General features: G+C 66.9%; 19 protein-coding genes. 7 read left to right on the forward strand and 12 right to left on the reverse strand.

Going from position 1 to position 20,071, the window contains the following annotated elements; translation table 11 throughout:
- Positions 1-39 precede the first annotated feature (39 nt).
- The gene (gene bglB, locus MF610_RS06265; RefSeq protein ID WP_242193965.1) at positions 40-1,152 is read left to right on the forward strand and encodes a beta-galactosidase BglB; all 1,113 of its coding nucleotides are present in this window, start codon (positions 40-42) and stop codon (positions 1,150-1,152) included.
- Positions 1,153-1,326: 174 nt separating this feature from the next.
- Here the strand turns inward: bglB and alaS are convergent, their stop codons facing one another.
- Positions 1,327-3,972: an alanine--tRNA ligase gene (alaS, locus tag MF610_RS06270; RefSeq protein ID WP_242193967.1), complete on the reverse strand. Its 2,646-nt coding sequence runs from the start codon at positions 3,970-3,972 to the stop codon at positions 1,327-1,329.
- A 111-nt stretch (positions 3,973-4,083) separates the two neighbouring features.
- Here alaS and MF610_RS06275 point away from each other — a divergent pair, with 111 nt between their 5' ends.
- Positions 4,084-5,427 (forward strand): dicarboxylate/amino acid:cation symporter, encoded by a 1,344-nt coding sequence (locus MF610_RS06275; RefSeq protein ID WP_242193969.1) that lies wholly within the window; start codon positions 4,084-4,086, stop codon positions 5,425-5,427.
- A 54-nt stretch (positions 5,428-5,481) separates the two neighbouring features.
- Positions 5,482-5,706 (forward strand): DUF3072 domain-containing protein, encoded by a 225-nt coding sequence (locus MF610_RS06280; protein ID WP_242193971.1) that lies wholly within the window; start codon positions 5,482-5,484, stop codon positions 5,704-5,706.
- Positions 5,707-6,032: 326 nt separating this feature from the next.
- Here the strand turns inward: MF610_RS06280 and MF610_RS06285 are convergent, their stop codons facing one another.
- From MF610_RS06285 to ccmC, 6 genes are all read right to left on the reverse strand, one after another.
- On the reverse strand, positions 6,033-6,674 hold the full coding sequence (locus MF610_RS06285; RefSeq protein ID WP_242193974.1) for a tetratricopeptide repeat protein: 642 nt from the start codon (positions 6,672-6,674) through the stop codon (positions 6,033-6,035).
- Positions 6,671-7,075 carry a cytochrome c-type biogenesis protein gene (locus MF610_RS06290; RefSeq protein ID WP_242193977.1) on the reverse strand — a complete coding sequence of 135 codons (405 nt, stop codon included), beginning with the start codon at positions 7,073-7,075 and terminating at the stop codon, positions 6,671-6,673. The genes MF610_RS06285 and MF610_RS06290 overlap by 4 nt, the downstream gene beginning before the upstream one ends.
- Positions 7,072-7,599 (reverse strand): DsbE family thiol:disulfide interchange protein, encoded by a 528-nt coding sequence (locus MF610_RS06295; protein WP_242193980.1) that lies wholly within the window; start codon positions 7,597-7,599, stop codon positions 7,072-7,074. The genes MF610_RS06290 and MF610_RS06295 overlap by 4 nt, the downstream gene beginning before the upstream one ends.
- A complete protein-coding gene (locus MF610_RS06300) occupies positions 7,596-9,524 on the reverse strand; it encodes a heme lyase CcmF/NrfE family subunit (protein WP_242193982.1) in 1,929 nt (642 codons plus the stop codon). Before MF610_RS06300 ends, MF610_RS06295 begins: the two co-directional genes overlap by 4 nt.
- Positions 9,521-9,949: a cytochrome c maturation protein CcmE gene (gene ccmE, locus MF610_RS06305; RefSeq protein WP_242193985.1), complete on the reverse strand. Its 429-nt coding sequence runs from the start codon at positions 9,947-9,949 to the stop codon at positions 9,521-9,523. Before ccmE ends, MF610_RS06300 begins: the two co-directional genes overlap by 4 nt.
- A gap of 100 nt (positions 9,950-10,049) precedes the next feature.
- Positions 10,050-10,775, reverse strand: coding sequence for a heme ABC transporter permease CcmC (ccmC, locus tag MF610_RS06310; protein ID WP_242193988.1), 726 nt, complete (start codon positions 10,773-10,775; stop codon positions 10,050-10,052).
- A 145-nt stretch (positions 10,776-10,920) separates the two neighbouring features.
- Between ccmC and MF610_RS06315 the strand changes: the two genes are divergently transcribed.
- Positions 10,921-11,673 carry a Crp/Fnr family transcriptional regulator gene (locus tag MF610_RS06315; protein ID WP_242193991.1) on the forward strand — a complete coding sequence of 251 codons (753 nt, stop codon included), beginning with the start codon at positions 10,921-10,923 and terminating at the stop codon, positions 11,671-11,673.
- Between the two features lie 141 nt (positions 11,674-11,814).
- Here MF610_RS06315 and MF610_RS06320 read toward each other — a convergent pair whose 3' ends face one another.
- Together MF610_RS06320 and MF610_RS06325 are read right to left on the reverse strand one after the other, a co-directional pair.
- Positions 11,815-12,825, reverse strand: coding sequence for a ferritin-like domain-containing protein (locus MF610_RS06320; protein WP_242193994.1), 1,011 nt, complete (start codon positions 12,823-12,825; stop codon positions 11,815-11,817).
- Positions 12,826-12,842: 17 nt separating this feature from the next.
- Complete coding sequence (locus MF610_RS06325; protein WP_242193995.1) at positions 12,843-13,808, reverse strand: ferritin-like domain-containing protein; 966 nt, start codon at positions 13,806-13,808, stop codon at positions 12,843-12,845.
- Between the two features lie 142 nt (positions 13,809-13,950).
- Between MF610_RS06325 and MF610_RS06330 the strand changes: the two genes are divergently transcribed.
- The 3 genes from MF610_RS06330 to MF610_RS06340 all read left to right on the forward strand — a co-directional run bounded on the left by MF610_RS06330 (position 13,951) and on the right by MF610_RS06340 (position 16,608).
- The gene (locus tag MF610_RS06330) at positions 13,951-14,679 is read left to right on the forward strand and encodes a Crp/Fnr family transcriptional regulator (protein WP_242193998.1); all 729 of its coding nucleotides are present in this window, start codon (positions 13,951-13,953) and stop codon (positions 14,677-14,679) included.
- A gap of 275 nt (positions 14,680-14,954) precedes the next feature.
- Positions 14,955-15,827 (forward strand): fatty acid desaturase, encoded by an 873-nt coding sequence (locus MF610_RS06335; protein ID WP_242194001.1) that lies wholly within the window; start codon positions 14,955-14,957, stop codon positions 15,825-15,827.
- Positions 15,820-16,608, forward strand: coding sequence for a phosphate/phosphite/phosphonate ABC transporter substrate-binding protein (locus MF610_RS06340; RefSeq protein ID WP_242194003.1), 789 nt, complete (start codon positions 15,820-15,822; stop codon positions 16,606-16,608). The genes MF610_RS06335 and MF610_RS06340 overlap by 8 nt, the downstream gene beginning before the upstream one ends.
- Positions 16,609-16,615: 7 nt before the next feature.
- Here MF610_RS06340 and MF610_RS06345 read toward each other — a convergent pair whose 3' ends face one another.
- From MF610_RS06345 to MF610_RS06355, 3 genes are read right to left on the reverse strand one after another with little or no spacing between them, the layout of a single operon-like run.
- Positions 16,616-16,879 carry a hypothetical protein gene (locus tag MF610_RS06345; protein ID WP_242194005.1) on the reverse strand — a complete coding sequence of 88 codons (264 nt, stop codon included), beginning with the start codon at positions 16,877-16,879 and terminating at the stop codon, positions 16,616-16,618.
- A 21-nt stretch (positions 16,880-16,900) separates the two neighbouring features.
- The gene (locus MF610_RS06350) at positions 16,901-18,256 is read right to left on the reverse strand and encodes an HlyD family type I secretion periplasmic adaptor subunit (protein WP_242194007.1); all 1,356 of its coding nucleotides are present in this window, start codon (positions 18,254-18,256) and stop codon (positions 16,901-16,903) included.
- 3 nt (positions 18,257-18,259) lie between these two features.
- Positions 18,260-20,071, reverse strand: coding sequence for a type I secretion system permease/ATPase (locus MF610_RS06355; RefSeq protein WP_242194009.1), 1,812 nt, complete (start codon positions 20,069-20,071; stop codon positions 18,260-18,262).

The following is a 20,071-nucleotide window of genomic DNA, read 5'->3' on the forward strand; positions in this document are numbered from 1 at the left end:
AGATCTTTACCGAAACAAACCCATCCTACCGGAGCAATCATGGCCGCGCTGACCCACGACATTCCCCGCCAAGAGGTGACCGATGCCATCGCGCTGCTGATGGACAATCTGGTGAACATCAAGGACGAGACGGGCGAGTTCCTGCTCCACCTCGATGACGGGCGGATCATCGACACCAAGGGCTGGGCCGGGTGGGAATGGACGCATGGCGTCGGCCTGTTCGGCATGTGGCGCTATTACGAACAGACCGGCGACAAGGCGGCGCTGGCGATCATCAAGCAATGGTTCGAGGACCGCTTCGCCGAAGGTACGCCAACCAAGAACATCAACACCGTCGCGCCGTTCATCACGCTGGCGTACCTTTACGAGCATGAGCCGGACCCGCGCTACATCCCGTATCTGGATACGTGGGCGGAATGGCTGATGGCGCCCGATGGCCTGCCCAAGACCGAAGAGGGCGGGTTCCAGCACATCGTCTACAATGACGAGAATCCGGGCGAGATGTGGGACGATACGCTGATGATGAGCGTGTTGCCGCTGGCCAAGATCGGGCTGCTGCTGAACCGTCCGCATTATGTCGAGGAGGCGAAGCGCCAATTCCTCGTCCATATCAAGTATCTGTTCGACAAGAAGACGGGCCTGTGGTTCCACGGATGGGATTTCAACGGGCGGCATAATTTCGCCGAGGCACTGTGGGCGCGGGGCAATTGCTGGGTCACGATCGCGATCCCCGAGATCATCGAGATTCTTGATCTGCCGGTCGGCGACGCGTTCCGGATGTTCCTGATCAACACGCTGGCGGCGCAGGTGAAGACGCTGGCCGAGACGCAGGACGAGAGCGGGTTGTGGCATACGCTGATCGTCGATCCGACCAGCTATCTGGAAGCGTCGGCGGCGGCCGGGTTCGCGTACGGCATTCTGAAGGCAGTGCGAAAGGGCTATCTGCCGCGGCATTACGAAGCGGTCGGGATCAAGGCGGTGCGCGGCGTGCTGGCCAATATCGATGAGGCCGGCGAGTTGAAGCAGGTGAGCTTCGGGACCGCGATGGGCGATACGCAGCAATTCTACAAGGATATCGCGCTGACCTCGATGCCGTACGGGCAGAGCTTGGCGGTGTGTGCGCTCGCGGAGTTTTTGCGGACGTATATTTGAGGGTCGTTGCCGACCGATAGCCTACCCCTGCGAAGGCGGGGGTCCAGGGCACGGGCGGTGCACTGCTTGGCTCTGGATCCCAGCCTGCGCGGGGATACGTCTTGCGAGCGAGCGAAACCCTACAAACGACGTACCCCGGCGAAGGCCGGGGTACGGTTTTACTTGGGGTCAGCGTTAGTTAGCCAACAACGCCTTGATCGCAGCGATCGCCGCGTCACCCTTCGACCCATCCGGGCCGCCGCCCTGCGCCATGTCGGGACGACCACCGCCGCCCTGCCCGCCCAGCGCCGCAACCGCCGCCTTGACCAGATCGACCGCGCTGACCCGGCCGACCAGATCGCTCGACACGCCGACCGCGACCGAGGCCCGACCGTCGTTGACCGCGACCAGCGCGACCACGCCCGACGGCACGCGGGTGCGGGCTTCGTCGATCGTGCCACGCAGAGCCTTGGCCTCCAGTCCGTCGATCACCTGACCGAGAAACGCGATGTCGCCGACCTGTTCGGGACCGGCGGGTGCCGCACCGGCGCCGCCGCCCATTGCCAACGCCTTCTTGGCCTCGGCCAGTTCGCGCTCCAGCCGGCGGCGATCCTCGACCAGCTGCGCCACGCGCGCGGGCACTTCGTCAGGCGTCGCCTTCAACGCGGCGGCGGCTTCGCGCAGCTTCGCGTCGCGATTGCCGAGCCACTGGCGCGCGGCTTCGCCCGTCAGCGCCTCGACACGGCGGACGCCCGACGACACCGCGCCTTCGGACACGATCTTGAACAGGCCGATCTCGCCCAGCGCATTGACGTGGGTGCCGCCACACAGCTCGATCGAATAGGTGCCTTCCGCATCCTGTCCCATCGATACGACGCGAACCTCATCGCCGTACTTCTCGCCGAACAGCGCCATCGCGCCCATCGCGATCGCGTCGTCGGGGGTCATCAGCCGGGTGGTGACGCCGCCATTGCCGCGGACCTGCGCGTTGACGTCGGCCTCGACCATCGCCAGCGCATCGGCCGCGATCGGCGAAGGCTGCGAAAAGTCGAAGCGCAGCCGCTCGGGCGCAACCATCGATCCCTTCTGCGCGACATGGGTGCCGAGCCGTTCGCGCAGCGCCTCGTGCAGCAGATGCGTCGCCGAGTGATTGGCGCGAATTTGCGCACGGCGGGCGGTATCGATCGTCAGCGCGACGCTGTCACCGAGCTTCACCGTGCCGGCGTCGATCGTGACGACATGGGCGTGGAGCTTGCCGAGCTGCTTGGCGGTGTCGGTAACGGTTGCCTTCAATCCCGCTTCGGTCGTCATCGTGCCGGCATCGCCGACCTGACCGCCGCTTTCGGCATAGAAGGGCGTCTGGTTGGTCAGCACCAGCACTTCGTCGCCCGCGCCTGCGCTGTCGACACGCGCGCCGTCCTTGACGATCGCGACGACCTCACCCTCGCCCGCTTCGACCGAATAACCGATGAACTCGGTCGGGCCGGCGGTTTCGAGGACGTCGAACCACACATCGTCCGAAGCTTTCGCGCCTGAACCCTTCCACGCCGCACGGGCCGCACGCTTCTGTTCGGCCATCGCCGCGTCGAAACCGGCGCGATCGACCGCATAGCCCTGCGCCCGCAACGCGTCGTCGGTCAGGTCATAGGGGAAACCATAGGTGTCGTAGAGCTTGAACGCCGTCTCGCCGGCCAGCGTCGCCCCGGCTTCGAAACCGGCGGTGGCTTCGTCGAGGAGCTTCAACCCCTTGTCGAGGGTGCGGCGGAACTGGGTTTCTTCTTGGCTGAGCGTCGCTTCGATCAGCGGCTGCGCCCGCACCAGTTCGGGATAGGCCGCGCCCATTTCGGACACGAGCGAGCCGACCAGCCGGTGCATCAACGGGTCCTTCGCCCCCAGCAGATGCGCGTGGCGCATCGCGCGGCGCATGATGCGGCGGAGCACATAGCCACGCCCTTCATTGGCGGGCAGCACGCCGTCGGCGACGAGGAAGCCCGACGCGCGCAGGTGATCGGCGATGACGCGGTGGCTGGCCTGAGTCGCCCCGTCGGCGCGGGTGCCGGTCAATTCGCACGACGCGGCGATCAGCGCCTTGAAGGTGTCGGTGTCGTAATTGTCCGACACGCCCTGCATCACCGCCGCGATCCGCTCCAGCCCCATGCCGGTGTCAATCGACTTCTTGGGCAGTTCGCCGACGATCTCGTTGGCGTCCTGCTCGAACTGCATGAACACGAGGTTCCAGATTTCGACGAAGCGATCGCCGTCCTCATCCGGCGAACCGGGAGGACCACCGGGGATATCGTCGCCATGATCGTAAAAGATTTCCGAGCAGGGTCCGCACGGGCCGCTGTCGCCCATCGCCCAGAAATTGTCCTTGGTCGGGATGCGGATGATCTTGTGATCGGGCAGCCCGGCGATCTTCTTCCACAGGTCGAACGCTTCGTCGTCGGTGTGATAGACGGTCGCGGTCAGCTTGTCCGCCGGCAGCCCCCAGTCGCGGGTCAGCAGGGTCCAGGCATTCAGGATCGCCTGTTCCTTGAAATAATCGCCGAACGAGAAATTGCCGAGCATTTCGAAGAAAGTGTGATGCCGCGCGGTATAACCGACATTGTCGAGGTCGTTGTGCTTGCCCCCGGCGCGCACGCACTTCTGCGACGACGTGGCGGTCACGTACGGCCGCGTCTCCAGCCCGGTGAACACGTTCTTGAACGGCACCATGCCCGCATTGACGAACATCAGCGTCGGATCGTTCTGCGGAACGAGCGGTGCCGAGGGCACGCGGGCATGGCCGGCCTTCTCGAAAAAGTCGAGGAACGAGCGGCGGACGTCATTGGTCGAGGTCATGGCCATGCTCGATACGCAGCGTTTTCACGCTTGCCAAGCGACGACGCGCACGGGGGTTGACCCGGACGAAACATTCCCCTCCCTTTGCGCGCAAACGAACAGGGACGACGCATGGCCAAGCGGCTTACGACTTTCATCCTTATCGCGCTGGCAGCAGGGCTCGTGCTCGGCTGGGCGCTGAACGCAGGCCTCGACGATGGCGGCGGCAGCGGGACGGCGACGCTGAAGAGCATCGCTTATTATCTGTCCGCCGTGACGACCGTGTTCCTGCGGCTGATCAAGATGATCATCGCCCCGCTGGTGTTCTCGACACTGGTCGTCGGGATCGCGCATATGGGCGACAGTTCGTCGCTGGGCCGGGTCGGCCTGCGCTCGTTCGGCTGGTTCGTGATGGCGAGCTTCATCTCGCTGATGCTTGGGCTGTTGCTGGTCAATCTGTTGCAGCCCGGTGTCGGCCTCAGCCTGCCCGTCCCGCCGGTCACCGCCGATACCGGCGTTGCCAAGCCGGCGTTCGATTTCGTGAAGTTCGTCGGTCACATCTTCCCCGCTTCGGGCATCGAAGCGATGGCGACGAACGAGATTTTGCAGATCGTCATCTTCTCGCTGTTCATCGGCGTCGCGCTGACCGCGGTGGGCGAGAAGGGCGCACCGATCGTTCGCGCGCTCGAGGGGCTGGTGGCGGTGATGCTGCAGGTCACCGACTATGTCATGCGCTTCGCCCCGTTCGCGGTGTTCGCGGCGGTGACGGCGACGCTGGCCGAACGTGGTCCGGGGATCATCGGCGACCTCGCCTATTTCATGGGCAGCTTCTATCTGGGCCTCGCCACGCTGTGGACGGTGCTGATCGGCATCGCCTTCGTCATCATCGGGCCGCGGGTGAAGATGCTGCTGCGCTATCTGCGCGATCCGATCCTGCTGGGTTTTTCGACCGCGTCGTCGGAAGCGGCCTATCCGCGCACGCTGGAGGCACTCGACCGGTTCGGGGTACCGCCGCGCATCGCCAGCTTCGTGTTGCCGCTCGGCTATTCGTTCAACCTCGACGGGTCGATGATGTACATGACGTTCGCGTCGATCTTCATCGCGCAGGCGTACGGCATCGACCTCAGCTGGGGACAGATGTTCCTGATGCTGCTGGTGCTGATGGTCACGTCGAAGGGCATTGCCGGCGTGCCGCGCGCCAGCCTGGTGGTGATCGCGGCGACTTTGGGCATGTTCAACATCCCGGAGGCAGGGTTGCTGCTGATCCTCGCGATCGACCATTTCCTCGATATGGGTCGCACTGCGACCAACGTCGTCGGCAATGCGATCGCCGCCAGCGTCATCGCCAAGTGGGAGGGCGGGTTCGACACGCCCGAATCGCCGGTGATCGAACCGCTGCCGACGCCATCGGGGCATCCCCGCAAGGACGTACCCGACAGCTTCCGCGACATGGGCGGCCCGTCCGCCGGACGCTGATCGACGGAACGAATTGGGAACAGCATGGTTGGTCCGGCGAAAGGATTTTTTGCCATGACCGACCATGCCAATCCCAAGACCGAACCCTTTTCGAATGCCGAGAAGGACCCCGACGACTGGACGACCGGTGACGAGGCGATGACCGGTGCGCAGGCGTCGTACCTCAAGACACTGAGCGAGGAAGCCGGGGAGCCGTTCGACGACACGCTGACCAAGGGCGATGCGTCGAAGCAGATCGATGCGTTGCAGGCGAAGACCGGACGCGGCGCGGGGAACTGACGGCCGGTGAGCGCGGAGCACCCTCGCTCACCGTCGCCCTGGGCCTGAACCGGGGTCCCGCTTCTTCTAGGCCGCAGTGAGGAAGCGGTACCTCGCCTCGTGCGAGACCAGCGAAAACCCTTGACTGTACCCCGGCGGAAGCCGGGGTACAGTTGGGGAACGTCGCAAATATACCGAGGAGCCTTGTTAACTGGACCCCGGGGTACGACGTGAATGGGGTTCCGTTCCAGACTTTCGCAAAAGTCCCGCTCAGGTCCGCGATGACCATTTGGAAGGCGTTGCGGCAAGAGGCGGCGTCGCCCCCGTGCGACGCTAACCGACCGCCCCTACTTCCCCGCCTCCGGCCGCATCGCCATCAGCCGGTCGAGCAACACCAGCCGCATCGCCAGATCCTGCCGGTAGCTCGCCTGTTTCGGCGTCCGCGCCAGTGCGGCGACCCACGCCCGCTTCGCGCCCGGCAAATCACCGATCTGGATCAACGCCATCCCGTAATAGAAATACGGCCCCGGATGATCCGGCGCAGTCGCCATCCCCCGCGCAAAGGCGACCTTGGCGGCCGGCGACAACACCTGTCCGCCATCATGCGCCAAAATCGCAGTACCCAATCGCGTCCACAGCCGCCCGCTATTCGGCGCACCGTGCAGCCCACCCAGCACCGCGTTCACCGCCGCCTGCGTCGCCCCGGCCCGCGCCAGCCCGTCGGCCGCGACGGCATAGGCATAGTCGTAGGTGAACCGTCCCCAGATCGCATCGCGCAGATCGTCGGCGGCCAAATCCTCGGGCTGGGTCACCCGCACCGCGCCGCGCGGATCGCCGGGCAGGCCCGGTCGTCCCTGCCACGCATAGCCCGCCGCACCGAGCATCAACGCGGCGCCGACAACGCCCCATAAAGGCCGGGACACGCGGCCGAGAACGATCAGCGCGAACGTCGCCACCAACAGCAGCGTGAGCAGGAACCACCCGTTCATCGCCGCCTCCGCTTCAAGCTACGCGCCGCCAGCAGGGCGCCGATCGCCAGCAGCAGGATCGGCGCGATCCACAGCGGTCCGGTCGCTGCCGACAGCGGCGGGTCATAGCTGACATAATCGCCATAGCGTTCGATCAACCAGTCGCGCACCCGGTCGGGCGCCTCGCCCGCCGCGATCCGCTGCCGCACCAGCGCGCGCATGTCGGCGGCCATGTCGGCATCGCTGTCGGCGATCGACTGCCCCTGACAGACCAGACAGCGCAGCGTTTCCATCAACGCCTTCGCGGTCCGTTCCTGCCCGGCATCGGCCAGTTGCGTGTCGGCCAGCGGCGGCGGGGGCACACGCGACTGCGCCAGCGCCGGACCGGCGAACAGCAGCGACAGGGTCAGCAGCCCCCTCATTTCGCCGCGTCCAGCTTGGCGAGCAGCATCGGCACATCCTCGTCGCGGATCGCACCGATATGCTGGTGCGCGATCTTCCCCTGCCCGTCGATCACGAAGGTTTCGGGAACGCCCGACGACCCCAGCGACAGCTGCACCGAACTGTTGCGATCGTCACCGACCGCCGCAAAGGGATCGCCATTGCGGGTTAGGAACTGCGCGACATCGGCCTTGGTATCGCGAATCGCAATCGCATCGATCGGCGCGCCCGCAGCGGCCAGCTTCGCCAGTTGCGGCGCCTCGGCCGCGCACGGCACGCACCAGCTGCCAAAGACGTTGAGCAGCCGCGGTGTGCCCGTCCGGAACGCTGCGGTCGACAGACCGGGCTTGCCCGTCGCGATCGGCGCCAGCGTGAAGTCGGGCAAGGGCTTGCCGACCAGCCGCGAGCGTACCTGCCGGTCGGGTTCCCGCGGCAACATCCACGCGAACAGCGCGGCGACGACCACGAACGCCACCAGCGGCATCCAGAGCAGCCGGCGGTTCATGCCGCCACCTGCCGCCGCCTGCGCCGCACCCGCCCGACCAGCGCCAGCAGCCCGCCGATCGCGATCAGCCCGCCGCCGGCCCAGATCAGCGACACGAACGGCTTCCACCACAGCCGCAGCTGCCGACGACCGCCGACATCGTCGCGGCCCAGCACGGCATAGAGCTGCCCATCCCAGAAGGTGGCGAGCGCCGCCTCGCTGGTCTCGGTCGGCGGGTTGGCGAAGAAACGCTGTTCGGGGCGCAGCACGAACGGCCGCCCGGTGCCCCGCGTAACGGTCAGCTTGCCCTGCACCGCCGACCAATTGTCGCCGACGACCGGCTTGATCCCGTCAAAGCGGACCGCGAACGGGCCGACGGTGTGACTCTCACCGGGTGCCGCCGCGACCAGCCGCTCGGCGGTGAACGCACTCTCGCTTGCCATGCCGGCCAGACTGACGGCGATGCCGAGATGCGCGACGACCATGCCATAGATGGCCAGCGGCGTCCGCCACGGCTTGCGCCCGACCAGCGGCAACACGCTGGCGATCGCCAGTCCGGCGGCGAAGGCCAGCCCCAGCACCGGCAACCACCCGCCATCGGTCCCCAGCCGCGCGGCGACCAATACGGCCAGTGCCACGCCGCCCGGCACCGCGACACGCCGCAGCACCGCCACGCCATCGTCCCGCCGCCAGCGCAGCAACGGCCCGACCGCCATCGCCCCTACCAGCACCAGCGCGATTGGCCCGGCGGCACGATTGAAGAACGGCGGCCCGACCGACAATTGTACCCCGAACGCCTCCGCCAGCAGCGGATAGAGCGTCCCGATCAGCACGATGCCGAGGATCACCGACAGCAGCAGGTTGTTGAGCACCAGCCCGCCCTCGCGGCTCACCGGCTCGAACAGCGCGCCTTGTCGCACCGTGCCCACGCGGAAGGCGAACAGCGCCAGTGCCCCGCCGATATACAGGATCAACAGCGCGAGGATGAACCCGCCCCGCGTCGGATCGACGGCAAAGGCGTGGACGCTGGTCAATATGCCCGAGCGGACGAGGAAGGTGCCGACCATCGACATCGAAAAGGCGACGACCGACAGCATCACCGTCCACGCCCGCAACCCGTCACGCGTCGCCAGCACCGTCACCGAATGGAGCAAAGCGGTCGCCGCCAGCCACGGCATCAGCGAAGCGTTCTCGACCGGGTCCCAGAACCACCAGCCGCCCCAGCCGAGCTCGTAATAAGCCCAATAGCTCCCCGCAGTGATGCCGATCGTCAGGAACACCCAAGCGCCCAGCACCCATGGCCGCATCGCGCGTGCGAAATCGCGCCCGACATCGCGGGTGACCAGCGCCCCCACTGCGAACGAAAACGCGACCGACAGTCCGACATAGCCGAGGTAGAGCGTCGGCGGATGGAAGGCGAGGCCGGGGTCCTGCAACAGCGGATTGAGCCCCAGCCCTTCGCTTGGGGAAGGCGACAGGCGCGCAAAAGGATTGGAAGCGAACAGCAGGAACGCATAGAAGCCCGCCGCGATCGCGCCCTGTGCCGCCAGCGTCGCGGCATGGGTCCGCACCGCCAACATCCGTTCGAACAGTGCGATGCCACCGCCCGCCAGCGCGAGGACGGTGACCCATAGCAGCATCGACCCTTCGTGATTGCCCCATGTGGCGGCGACCTTGTACAACATCGGCTTGGCCGAATGGCTGTTCTCGGCAACCAGCAGCACCGACAGGTCGGTCCGCGCGAACAGGGCGATCAGCGCCGCGAACGATCCAGCCGCCAGCACCGCCTGCGCCACCGCGACCGGGCGAACGGCGGACAGCAGGTCGCGGACGATCTGCGGCGGCTCAGGCGCACGTGACGACAGCGCGATCGCCGCCATCGCCAGCTGCAACAGCGCCATCGCCGCTGCCAGCCACAGCGCCGCCAGACCCACTTCGGCGATCATTTGGCGATGCTCTCGCTCTTGTGCATTTTCCCCGCGACCTGCGGCGGCATATAGCGCTCGTCATGCTTGGCGAGCAGGTTGTCGGCTACGAACCCCCCGCCCGCGACGAAGCGCCCTTCGGCCACCACGCCCGAATTTTCACGGAACAGGTCGGGGACGATTCCTGCAAATCGGACCGGCACGCTAGCCTTGCCATCGGTCACGGTGAACCGGATCGTCACGCCATCGGCGTCGCGCGCCACCGATCCCGGCGCGACCATCCCTCCGAGGCGCACCGGCTTGTCGAGCGGTGCGCTGGCGGCGTCGGCGGGGGCATAGAAGAACGCCGCCTCGTCGCCCAGCGCGGACATCGCCAGCAACACCGCGCCGACGATCGCGACGACCGCCAGCAGCGCCAGCGCCATGCGTTGCCGTTTCGGACTCATCCCCGCTCCGCGCGGCGCATCGCCACCCACGACGCGGTCGTGATCGCCGCGATCCCGCCCAGGGTCACGGCATATGCCGCGGCGATGAAGGCCCAATGGTTCATACCGCCGCCCGCCGACGCATCCGCGCCTCCGCCTTGATCCGCGCCAGATCGGCCCGCATCCGCATCAGCACGATGCCGCCGAACAACAGGCTCGCGCCGCCGGCGGTAAAGAACAGCGGCCACAGGATCGCCGGATCGATCGTTGACTTGGTCAGCGTGATGCTCGGCCCCTGATGCAGCGTGCGCCACCACAGCACCGAATAGCGGATGACCGGCAACAGCGCGGTGCCGGCAATCCCGAACAGCGCCGGGATACGCCCGTCGCCGTCGCGATCGGCATCGGCGCGTGCGAGCGCCAGATAGGCGAGATAGACGAAGAACAGCAGCAGCATCGATGTCAGCCGCCCGTCCCACTGCCACCACGTCCCCCAGGTCGGCCGGCCCCAGATCGATCCGGTGGCAAGGCACAGCGCAGTGAACAGCGCACCCGGCAACGCGATCGCCCGCGCGGCGACTGCCGCCAGCGGATGGCGCCACACCAGAAAGACGATGCTGGCGATCGCGAGGCTCGACCACCCGCCCATGCCCAGCCACGCGGCGGGGACATGGACATAGAGGATGCGGACGCTGTCGCCCTGCAGATAATCGGCCGGCGTCTGCGTCAGCCCGGCCCAGCATCCGAACGCGAACAGCGCCAGCCCGCCCCACACCAGTAGCGGGGTGAGCGGTCGGGCGATCGACAGGAAGCGCCGGGGATTGGCAAGGGCGTGAAGGCTGGGCACGGTCGCGCCCTGTCTATGCAAGGTCCGGGCAAACGGCAATCGGCATCGCACATCCGAAAACCGACGCGCCGTCCCGTCCCACCTTCGGAGCTTTCGCCGCCGGTTCGAGTTTGCCTTGCAACGCAAGCCATGGAACATGCTGCCTATGACGGTCGTACCCCACCAGACTGACGGCGCGATGCCGACCTCCCCCATCGGCGACGGCAATCGCCTGCTCGCCACGCTCGAACCCGGCGACCTCGCGCTGCTCGCCCCCGCGCTCGAACGCGTGTCGCTGGAGGTCGGGGATACGCTGCTGACCGCGGGCGGGCCGATCGAGCATGTCTATTTCCTCGAAGGCGGGATCGCCGCGGTGCTGGAGGTGATCGACGGCGAACGGCTGCACGCCGTCGGACTGCTCGGGTCCGATGGCTATGTCGGCTGGCCGGTGTTGCTGGGGGACGACCGGTCGCCGCACGACGTGGTGCTGCGCGCCGAACCCGGCACCGCGCTGCGCATCCCCGTCGACCGGCTGATGGCGGCTCTCGACCAGAGCGAATCGTTGCAGGCCGCGCTGCTGCGTTTCGTGCAGGTGTTTCTGATCCAAATGGGTCGCACGGTCGTCTCGGCGCTATCGCATCCGGTCGAGCGACGGCTGGCGCGCTGGATTCTCCTCTATCACGACCGGGTGCGCGGCGACGAAATCTCGATGACGCACGAGGAATTTCGCCTGATGCTGGCGGTGCGGCGCAGCAGCATCACCGACGCGCTGCACAAGCTGGAGGAAACGCTGGCGATCCGCGCGCTGCGTGGCCGGGTGATCGTACGGGACCGCGAAAAGCTGCTGGAAATGGCGGCGATGACCTATGGACCGGCCGAGGAAGCCTATGTCCGACTGGTCGGCTCGCCCGCGGCGTAACCGCCCCTCCGTCACCCCGGACTTGATCCGGGGTTCCGGTTCTTCTCGACTTCAGCAAAACGCCCCCCGGACCCAGTCCGGGAGGCCGCATAGGAGAGGAGAACGGCGCCCCGGCACAACACCGGAACGCCGCCCGCCCGATCAGTTCGCCGCGCTCGACCGGATCGTGCCGTTGACGCCATTGGGGAAGAAACCCCCGGCGGTCTTGGCGGTACGGTCGAGGTAGACGATGTTGAGCACCTGCCCCGGCGTCCGGCTGAACGCGATGCCGCTGCCGTCGGTGGGAACGATGTTCGACACCGCGGCGGTGCCGCTGCCGGTCGCCCGGATACCCTGGTCAAGATCGGTGCTGCCGTCGAGGCTGTCGCGGGCGTTCGAAATCGCCTCGGTCGCATCGATCAGCGCAGGCGTGGCGACGCCCTTGCGGTACAGCACGGTCCGCACCAGTCCGGCGTGATAGGCTTCGGCGGCGTGAATGCCGGCCGCCGCTTCGAGGAAGGTCTTGTTGCTGATGAAGCCGACCGCGCCCTTGTACGCCGTGACGCCGACGTCTTCGAAGATGAACGCGCCCAACAGGAAGTTCTCGTCATTGGCATAGACGTCGAACGACGCCCCGGCCCCGATCAGCCCGGCGGCACGCGCCGCGTTCGAGAAGGCACTGGTCGCGGTGGTGCCGATGTCGATCGCCGGCTGCGCTACCGCCGCCGACCCCAGCGCCGTGCGCAGGAAGTTGACGTGTGCCAGCTCGTCCGCCGCGATTTCGCGGGCATAGCGCGCGACCAGCGGATCGGTGAACGTCACCTGCCGCCCGCCGGTGACCGCCCCTTGCGTGCCTGTGCCCGACAGGCTGCTGTTGGGCAGGCCGGTGCCATTGGCGGCGAAGGCGTAGAATTGCGCTTCGAGATATTCAAGGTTCAGCGCGAAGTTCAGCACGTCGGCATCGGTCAGCGCCGAGGTCGCCGTCGGCGTGGGAGTAGGCGTGGGGGACGGCGTACCGTTGATGAAGCCGCCGCCGCTGTCGCTACAGGCGGACAGTACCGTGGCACCCGCCGTGGCGATCGCCGCGCCGCCGGCGAACCGGATGAAGTCGCGCCGCGCGTTGCGGCGTTCGCCGCAGGCTTCGAGCACCTGCAAAATAGGATCGTTCGTCATGATGTCTCTCCCTGAGCTCAATTGGCGGCGCTGGCGCGGATGGTGCCGTTGACACCATTGGGGAAGAAGCCCCCGCCGCTGGCCTGGGCGCTGGTGAGATAGACGATGTTGAGCACCTGCCCCGCCGACCGGCTGAACGCGATACCGTTATTGTCGAGCGGAGCGATGTTGCTCGCGCTCGGGTTGCTCGACAACGGGGTCAGCCCCTGATCAAGGTCGAGCGTACCGTCGAGGCTGTCGCGCGCGTTCGAGATCGCGTCGCTGGCTTCGACCAGTCGGGCCGACGGGGTTGCGATCCCCTTGGCATACAGCGTCGTGCGGACGATCGCGGCATGATAGGCCTCGACCGCGAGGATGCCGGCGGCCGCTTCGAGGAAGGTCTTGCTGGCGAGCAGCGGCGCTGCACCCTTATAAGCGGTGACGCCGACGTCTTCGAAGATATAGGCGCCGAGCAGAAAATTCTCGTCGCTGGCATAGGGATCGAACGATGCCCCGGCGCCGATCAGTCCGGCCGCGCGGGCGGCGGAGGAAAAGGCGCCATTGGCCGATGCACTGATGTCGATCGCAGGCTGCGCGACGGCCGAGCTGCCCAGCGCCGTACGCAGGAATTCGACGTGCGCACGTTCGTCCGCCGCGATTTCACGGGCATATTGCCCGACCAGCGGATCGGTGAAGGTGACCTGCCGTCCGCCGGTGACCGCACCTTGCGTGCCGGCACCGGTCAGGATCGAATTCGGAAGCCCCGAACCGAATGCCGCGAAATAGTAGAATTGGGCCTCGAGATATTCGAGGTTCAGCGCGAAGTTCAGCACGTCGGCATCGCTCGGCGCGCTCTGTGCCAGGGCATCGTTCGACTGCGTGGCGAAGATCGCCGCGCCACCGACCACGGCCGCACCGCTCAACATCTTGAAGAAATCGCGCCGGTCGTCCCGCCGTTTTGCGCGTGCTTCGAACGCCTCCGTCACCAATAGTTGGTCGGTCATGTCACCGTCTCCCTGGATCGTTGTCACGACCTAACGGTTGATCGATGTTAAACGATGCGGCGCCATGGGCACGCGTACGGTTCCGTACAAGATGCGTCGGACGACTGGATTGCCGCAGTTCTTGCAGGCAAAAGATAACCAAATGGCGTTCGCAGTAATGATAGACAGTTCGGCCGACATGGGTACTAGCCTGCCCACGACCGACAACATGCTGATCGGCGCACTGCGCCCGGAGGTACGGCGTCTGCTGTCCCGGTTCGCTACCCGTATCGAATTGCAACCCGGCGAAATCCTGACGCGCAGCGGCGAGCCGATCGACCGGCTGGTCTTTCCCGAAGGCGCACCGGCGATGCTGTCGCTGTCGACCGGCGGATCGTCGCAAGACGTCGGCATGATCGGACGCGACGGCGTCGTCGGATGGTCGCGCTTGTTCAGCGATCAGCCGACTCCGTTCACCGCCCGTGCGCATATCCAGCCTGGCACCGCGATCGTCATTCCGGCCATCGCGGTGGTCGAGGCGGCGGATCAGGACCCTGCGCTGCTGAAGGCGATCCTGACCTTTGCCCAGCGCTTTTCGATGCAGATGGCGCGTACGCTCGCCTCGGCACTGCGCGACGTGCCCGAACGGCGCATCGCCCGTCTGCTGCTGATGATCGACGACCGGATCGCAGGCGACGCGATGTCGGTGACCCATGCATCTATCGCCGCAACGCTGAACCTGCGCCGCGCAACCGTCACCGACTGTCTGCACATCCTCGAGGGCGAGCATATGGTCCGTTGCTCGCGCGGGCGGATCGTGATGCGCGACCGTGCCGCGCTGGAGGCCCGTGCCGGCCTTGCCTACGTCCCTGACGACGGGCTCGCCGCCTGACGCAAGCCGGTCAAGGCTGACGCTCCATGACGCCAAACGCGTGGACGCGTCCCGGAAGGACGAAACGCCGTTCCTGCCACCGGATCGTACCCCCGCGCAGGCGGGGGTCCAGAACCACATACTTCTCCCTGCCATTACTCCAGGGTTCCGCTTGCGGGGGGGAAACGCTGACGTTGCTCTTGTCCCGGAGCCCGATCGACAGTCGTTAAGTCCACCGAGCAGTAGCACGTAACACCCGATCGACCGTTGCCACACCATATTCCCATCTCTATGGTATGATTATGGTCACGAAGATGCGTGCAGTGGAATGGCCGACCCTATCGCTGGCGATCGCCGTCTATGGCGGCTGGATCGCGGTTACGGCCTATGCGGCGCTGTTGCCGGTACCGTTGCTGGTGCTGCTCGGCGGCTGGTTCCTCGGTTGGCACGGATCGCTGCAGCATGAAACGATCCACGGACACCCCACGCGCTGGCACCGGGTGAACGACCTGATCGGCGGGGTGCCGCTGTCGCTCTGGTTACCCTATGGCGTCTACCGCCGGACCCATATGGCGCACCACCGCTCGCCCCATCCGACCCACCCCCTCCACGATCCCGAATCGCGTTATGTGATGGGCGGTGGGCTCGCCACGGGCATCGCGAAACTGCGGGCGACGCTCGTCGGGCAGATGCTGATCGGTCCGGTAGCCGCGATCGCACTGTTCATCGCTGGCGAGGCAGGGCGAGCGTTCCGCGATCCGTCCCGTTTCGCACGGGAATGGGGGGTGCATCTGCTCGGGGTCGCGCTGGTGCTGGCATGGCTGCACGCCGTCGGCCTGCCGATCGTTACCTATGTCCTGTGCTTCGTGCTGCCGGGACAGGCGGCGTCGCTGTTGCGCGGATTTGCCGAGCACCGGGCGGATGCGGCCGGTACGTCACGCGCCGCGACCATCACCTCGCGCGGGCCGCTCGCGCTGTTGTTCCTCAACAACAACCTCCACGCCGCGCACCACGCCTCCCCCGCGACGCCGTGGTATCGCCTGCCTGCGCTGGAGCGGAGCCGGGCGCAGCGGATCGAGCCGCGCTATGCCGGCTACCGCGACGTCCTGCGCCGCTTCGCCTTCCGCCCGCACGACGTGGTGCGCCATCCCGACCTTGCCGATGGATAGCATCGCGTGGCTGGGCATGTACGATCACCCCGGACAGCACGCCGCCAACGACGCGCTGTGGAGCGCGATCCGCGATCATTTGCGCGCATCCGGGCTTGCGGACGTGCCGGAGCAGCGATCGCGCGATACCGACATCCACCGCGTCTGGGCGCATCCCGGACTGCTGCTCGGCATGATCTGCACCCGCCCCTGGGCATTGGCGCACCGCGATCTCCAACTACTCGGCCACCCGGTCTATGCCGGCACCGATCGACCCGGCGAGCATCGCAGCTGGATCGTCGTCCGCCGCGATGATCCGGCGGTCCGGCTGGCGGATCTGCGCGGGCGGCGGGCCGCCATCAACGATGGCGGGTCGAATACCGGCATGGCGCTGCTCCGCGACCGTATCGCTTCGCTGGCCCAAGACGGTTGCTTCTTTGGCGAAGTGGTCGCAACCGGGGCGCATGCCGCCAGCGCGCGGGCAGTAGCGACCGGGCGTGCCGATGTGGCTGCGATCGACGAGGTCACCTTCGCGGCGCTGGCACGCTTCGAGCCTGAACTGACCGAAAGGCTGCGTATTCTCGACAAGACCGCGCCAGCCATAACCCCGGCGTTCGTCACCGCAGCCGGTACGCCCCCAGACATCGTATCGCTGCTGCGCATCGCACTGGACCAAAGCCTGCCCCACGAGCCACCGGCACTGGGCCTGATGGGCATGGTGCCACCCTCACCTGCCTTGGCCGACCGCATCATGGCGCAGGATGAAGCAGCGGCAAGGGCAGGCTATCCGCACCTCGCGTGACGGCCTGCTATCCTTCGATCCCGGCATCGCCCGACAATAGCACGCTGGTATCGACGTCGAGGCCTAACGAGTCCTCGCGCGACCATGTCGTCTCCGACCCGTCCAGCCCCTGATAGCTGCCCCCCATTTCGTTCGACAGGTCGAGTTCGAGCGCAACGCCCTGATCGACGGACAGTCCGGCGGCCAGCGCGCCGCCATCGGCGTCGCTGATCTCGCTGCCACCTGTCGTCGGATCGCCCTGCGACCCAGCGTCGAAAATCCCGGACAACATGCCTGGCATAACGAAATCCTCCTATTCCTGACGGAAACTGCGGCTGATGGCGTCGCTGAGCGGCGCGAAGATATAGTCGAAGATCGTGCGCTCCTGCGTACGGATGTTCACACTGGCGGGGATGCCCGGCTGCAACGTCACGTTCGCCGCGCGCAACGCCGCCGGATCGACCAGTCTGATCTGCGCCCGGTAATAGCCCTGCCCGTTGGGCCCGGTGATCCGGCCCGGCGACAGAGTCACCACCTGTCCGTCGAACGTCGTGCGCCCATGCGGGTTGACCGTCGAGAAGCGGATGGTGGCGATCTGCCCCACCTTCACGTCGTCGATATCGGCCGGCGACACCTGCGCATCGATCAGCAGCATCCGTCCCGACGGCACGATCTCCATGACGGTGCGCCCGCCCGACAGCACCATGCCTGGACCGATCGCCGTCAGCCCCGACACCCGCCCGGCCGCCGGTGCGCGCAGGACGTCCTGATCGGCGGCATAGCGGGTGGTATCGAGCTGCGGCATCACCTGCGCCAGCTGTTGGCGGACGCCGTTCAGCTGCGACGACAGCTCCATCGTCTGCGTATCGACGATGCGGCTGCGCGCGATCGCGGCCTGGTTGACCGATGCCAGCCCGGCGGCACGATCGGCCATCAACTGCGCCTGGTTGCGCTCCAGCGACCGGATCGTCGTCTTGCGCGCAAAGCCCTTGGCATAGAGTTCGCGGTAATCGCGCAGTTCGTCGGTGATCAGCGCCAGCTGCCGACCCGCCGCGGCATGTTGCGCCCGCGCCGCCGCCAGCGATTCGGCGCTGGTAGCACGATCGGCGGCGAACACCGCCTGCCGCCGCGCGAACAGCCGCCGCTCCGCTGCCATCGCCTCCGCTACTACCGGATCGTCGCTCCGGCTAGTCAGCGCGGCGGGAAAGGTCAGCGCCCGCCCCGCCTGTTCGGCGACCAACCGCGCTTCCTGCGCCAGCAGCGCATCGGCCCGCGACTGCGCCTGCCGCAATTGCGCGCCCGAGCGTACGCCGTTCAGGCGGATCAGCGGCTGGCCTGCCGCAACTTGTTGCCCTTCGCGTACCAGAACCTGCGTCACGATGCCGCCGCCGACCGGCTGGATCGCGACCTTGTCGCCCGCCACGCTGACCTCGCCCGGCGCGATCGCCGCGCTGGACACCGGCGCGACCAGCGCGAAGCTTGCGAACAGCAGGATGCACAGGAACCCGACGATCAGCCCGACGCGGATCACCCGGTCCGATTTGTCGAGCGGTTCGATGTCGAGCTGGCGCATGCGCCGCTCGATCGTCCGCCGCGGCAGCGTCGGCGCGGCCCCGCCACCCCCTTCCGCGCCGCCCAGCGATTCCGGACCGGTGAAATCGAGCTTCATGGATCAGGCTCCTACCGGTTCGCGCGCGATCGAGCGGACCAGCTCGGTCCGCACCTTACGGAACACGCGGGCGCGGGGGCCATCGAGCTGCAACTCGCCGTTCGACAGCACCAGCACCCGGTCGACATGGGCGATGGGGTTCAATCGATGCGCGACGAGGATGATCGTGCAGCCCTCGCTCTTCAGCGTCTTGAGCGCGGCGGCCAGCGCCTCCTCGCCATCCTGGTCGAGGTGCGCGTTGGGCTCATCCAGCACCAGCAGCCGGGGCGATCCGAACATCGCCCGCGCCAGCCCGATTCTCTGCCGCTGCCCGCCCGACAAGCCGGCGCCGCCCTCCGACACGCGCGTGTCATAACCGTCCGGGAACGCCATGATCATGTCGTGGACATTCGCCCGGCGGGCGGCGGTAATGACATCCTCATCGCTCGCCTGCGTGAACCGCGCGATATTCTCACGGATCGTGCCGGGGAACAGCCCGACCGTCTGCGGCAGATAGCCGACCAGCCGCGACAGGCTTTCGGACGTCCAATGCCGCCCCTCGACCCCACCGATCACCACGCGGCCCTGTTGCGGGCTGGTGATCGCCACCAGCATCCGCGCGAGGCAGCTCTTGCCCGCACCGCTCGGCCCGACGATGCCGATCGCCTCACCCGGACGGATCGTGACGTCGATATCGCTCAGCGCCGGCTTCTTCGCGCCCGGTGGGGTATAGCTTGCACCCTGTACCTCGATCCCGACATGATCATCCGGCACGTCGACCTTCAGGTCGGGCGGCGGTGCCAGTTTCAGCATCTTCTGCACGTTGCGTCCGGCCACCACCGCCTGTGCGATCGTGCGCCAGCCGGTGACCGCCAGCTCCAGCGGCGCGAGCGCACGACCGAGCAACAGGTTCGCAGCGAAGATGCTGGCGGCGAGCAGCTGGTTCTGGATCACCAGATATCCGCCGATGCCGATCATCGCGCTTTGCAGGATCAGGCGGACGAACTTGAACACCGACGCCATGTCGGCATTCTTGTCGCTGCCCTCCGCCTGTCGCCGCATCATCGTCGCGCGGTCGATATGCCAATGCACCGCCAGCGCGTCCTCCATGCCCATCGCCCGGACCGGGCCGGCATGGCGCGCGATGCTGTCAGTGAACTGATAGCTGCGTCCGGCCGCCTCCTGCGCCACCCGCGCGCTTTCTCGCGTCGCACGGTTGTTGACCCATGCCAGTACCAGCAGCAGCACCGCCCCGCCCAGCGCTACCCCGCCCAGCAATGGGTGGATAATGAACAGTACGATCAGGAACAGCGGCATCCACGGCACGTCGAAAAAGAACTGCGCGCCCTGCCCCGCCAATGCGGTGCGGAACTGGTCGAGGTCGCGCAGCATCTGCGCGTTGCGGGCATTGGCGCCGGTACGTGGCGCCAGATCGATGATCGCCTCGAACACGCGGTGCGCCAGCACGCGGTCGAGCCGCGCCGCCGCCCGGATCAGCAGGCGTGCGCGCACCGCATCGAACACCACCATCGTCGACAGAGCGATCAGCAATCCGATCGACAGGCTGACCAGCGTCGGAATGCTCCCGCTCGGGATCACCCGGTTGTAAACTTCGACCAGATAGAGCGGCGAGGCGAGGAACAGGATGTTGACCCCGCCGCTGAAGATCGCCGCGGTCCAGATCAGCCGCTTGCACTGCCTGAGCGCCGAGGCGAACTCGTCGCCGCGCGTCAGTTCGGCGGCACGCGCCGCGCTGTCGAGCGCGACGACTTCCGCCTGCGCGACGGTGGCGGCGTCCTGCGCCTGACGAACATCGGCGGGGGTCGTGATGCTCAT

It is taken from the genome of Sphingomonas hankookensis (assembly GCF_022664465.1).
GTDB lineage: Bacteria > Pseudomonadota > Alphaproteobacteria > Sphingomonadales > Sphingomonadaceae > Sphingomonas > Sphingomonas hankookensis.

What these genes read in the sequence shown, in the direction of transcription:
- MF610_RS06345 (WP_242194005.1), bottom strand. Translation starts at nt 16,879, where the DNA reads ATGTTGTCCGGGATTTTCGACGCTGGGTCGCAGGGCGATCCGACGACA.
- MF610_RS06325 (WP_242193995.1), bottom strand. Translation starts at nt 13,808, where the DNA reads ATGACCGACCAACTATTGGTGACGGAGGCGTTCGAAGCACGCGCAAAA.
- ccmE (WP_242193985.1), bottom strand. Translation starts at nt 9,949, where the DNA reads ATGAGTCCGAAACGGCAACGCATGGCGCTGGCGCTGCTGGCGGTCGTC.
- MF610_RS06350 (WP_242194007.1), bottom strand. Translation starts at nt 18,256, where the DNA reads ATGAAGCTCGATTTCACCGGTCCGGAATCGCTGGGCGGCGCGGAAGGG.
- MF610_RS06355 (WP_242194009.1), bottom strand. Translation starts at nt 20,071, where the DNA reads ATGAGCATCACGACCCCCGCCGATGTTCGTCAGGCGCAGGACGCCGCC.
- MF610_RS06340 (WP_242194003.1), top strand. Translation starts at nt 15,820, where the DNA reads ATGGATAGCATCGCGTGGCTGGGCATGTACGATCACCCCGGACAGCAC.
- MF610_RS06315 (WP_242193991.1), top strand. Translation starts at nt 10,921, where the DNA reads ATGACGGTCGTACCCCACCAGACTGACGGCGCGATGCCGACCTCCCCC.
- MF610_RS06285 (WP_242193974.1), bottom strand. Translation starts at nt 6,674, where the DNA reads ATGAACGGGTGGTTCCTGCTCACGCTGCTGTTGGTGGCGACGTTCGCG.
- bglB (WP_242193965.1), top strand. Translation starts at nt 40, where the DNA reads ATGGCCGCGCTGACCCACGACATTCCCCGCCAAGAGGTGACCGATGCC.
- MF610_RS06320 (WP_242193994.1), bottom strand. Translation starts at nt 12,825, where the DNA reads ATGACGAACGATCCTATTTTGCAGGTGCTCGAAGCCTGCGGCGAACGC.
- MF610_RS06300 (WP_242193982.1), bottom strand. Translation starts at nt 9,524, where the DNA reads ATGATCGCCGAAGTGGGTCTGGCGGCGCTGTGGCTGGCAGCGGCGATG.
- MF610_RS06335 (WP_242194001.1), top strand. Translation starts at nt 14,955, where the DNA reads ATGATTATGGTCACGAAGATGCGTGCAGTGGAATGGCCGACCCTATCG.
- MF610_RS06275 (WP_242193969.1), top strand. Translation starts at nt 4,084, where the DNA reads ATGGCCAAGCGGCTTACGACTTTCATCCTTATCGCGCTGGCAGCAGGG.
- MF610_RS06330 (WP_242193998.1), top strand. Translation starts at nt 13,951, where the DNA reads ATGGCGTTCGCAGTAATGATAGACAGTTCGGCCGACATGGGTACTAGC.
- MF610_RS06280 (WP_242193971.1), top strand. Translation starts at nt 5,482, where the DNA reads ATGACCGACCATGCCAATCCCAAGACCGAACCCTTTTCGAATGCCGAG.
- MF610_RS06295 (WP_242193980.1), bottom strand. Translation starts at nt 7,599, where the DNA reads ATGAACCGCCGGCTGCTCTGGATGCCGCTGGTGGCGTTCGTGGTCGTC.
- alaS (WP_242193967.1), bottom strand. Translation starts at nt 3,972, where the DNA reads ATGACCTCGACCAATGACGTCCGCCGCTCGTTCCTCGACTTTTTCGAG.
- MF610_RS06290 (WP_242193977.1), bottom strand. Translation starts at nt 7,075, where the DNA reads ATGAGGGGGCTGCTGACCCTGTCGCTGCTGTTCGCCGGTCCGGCGCTG.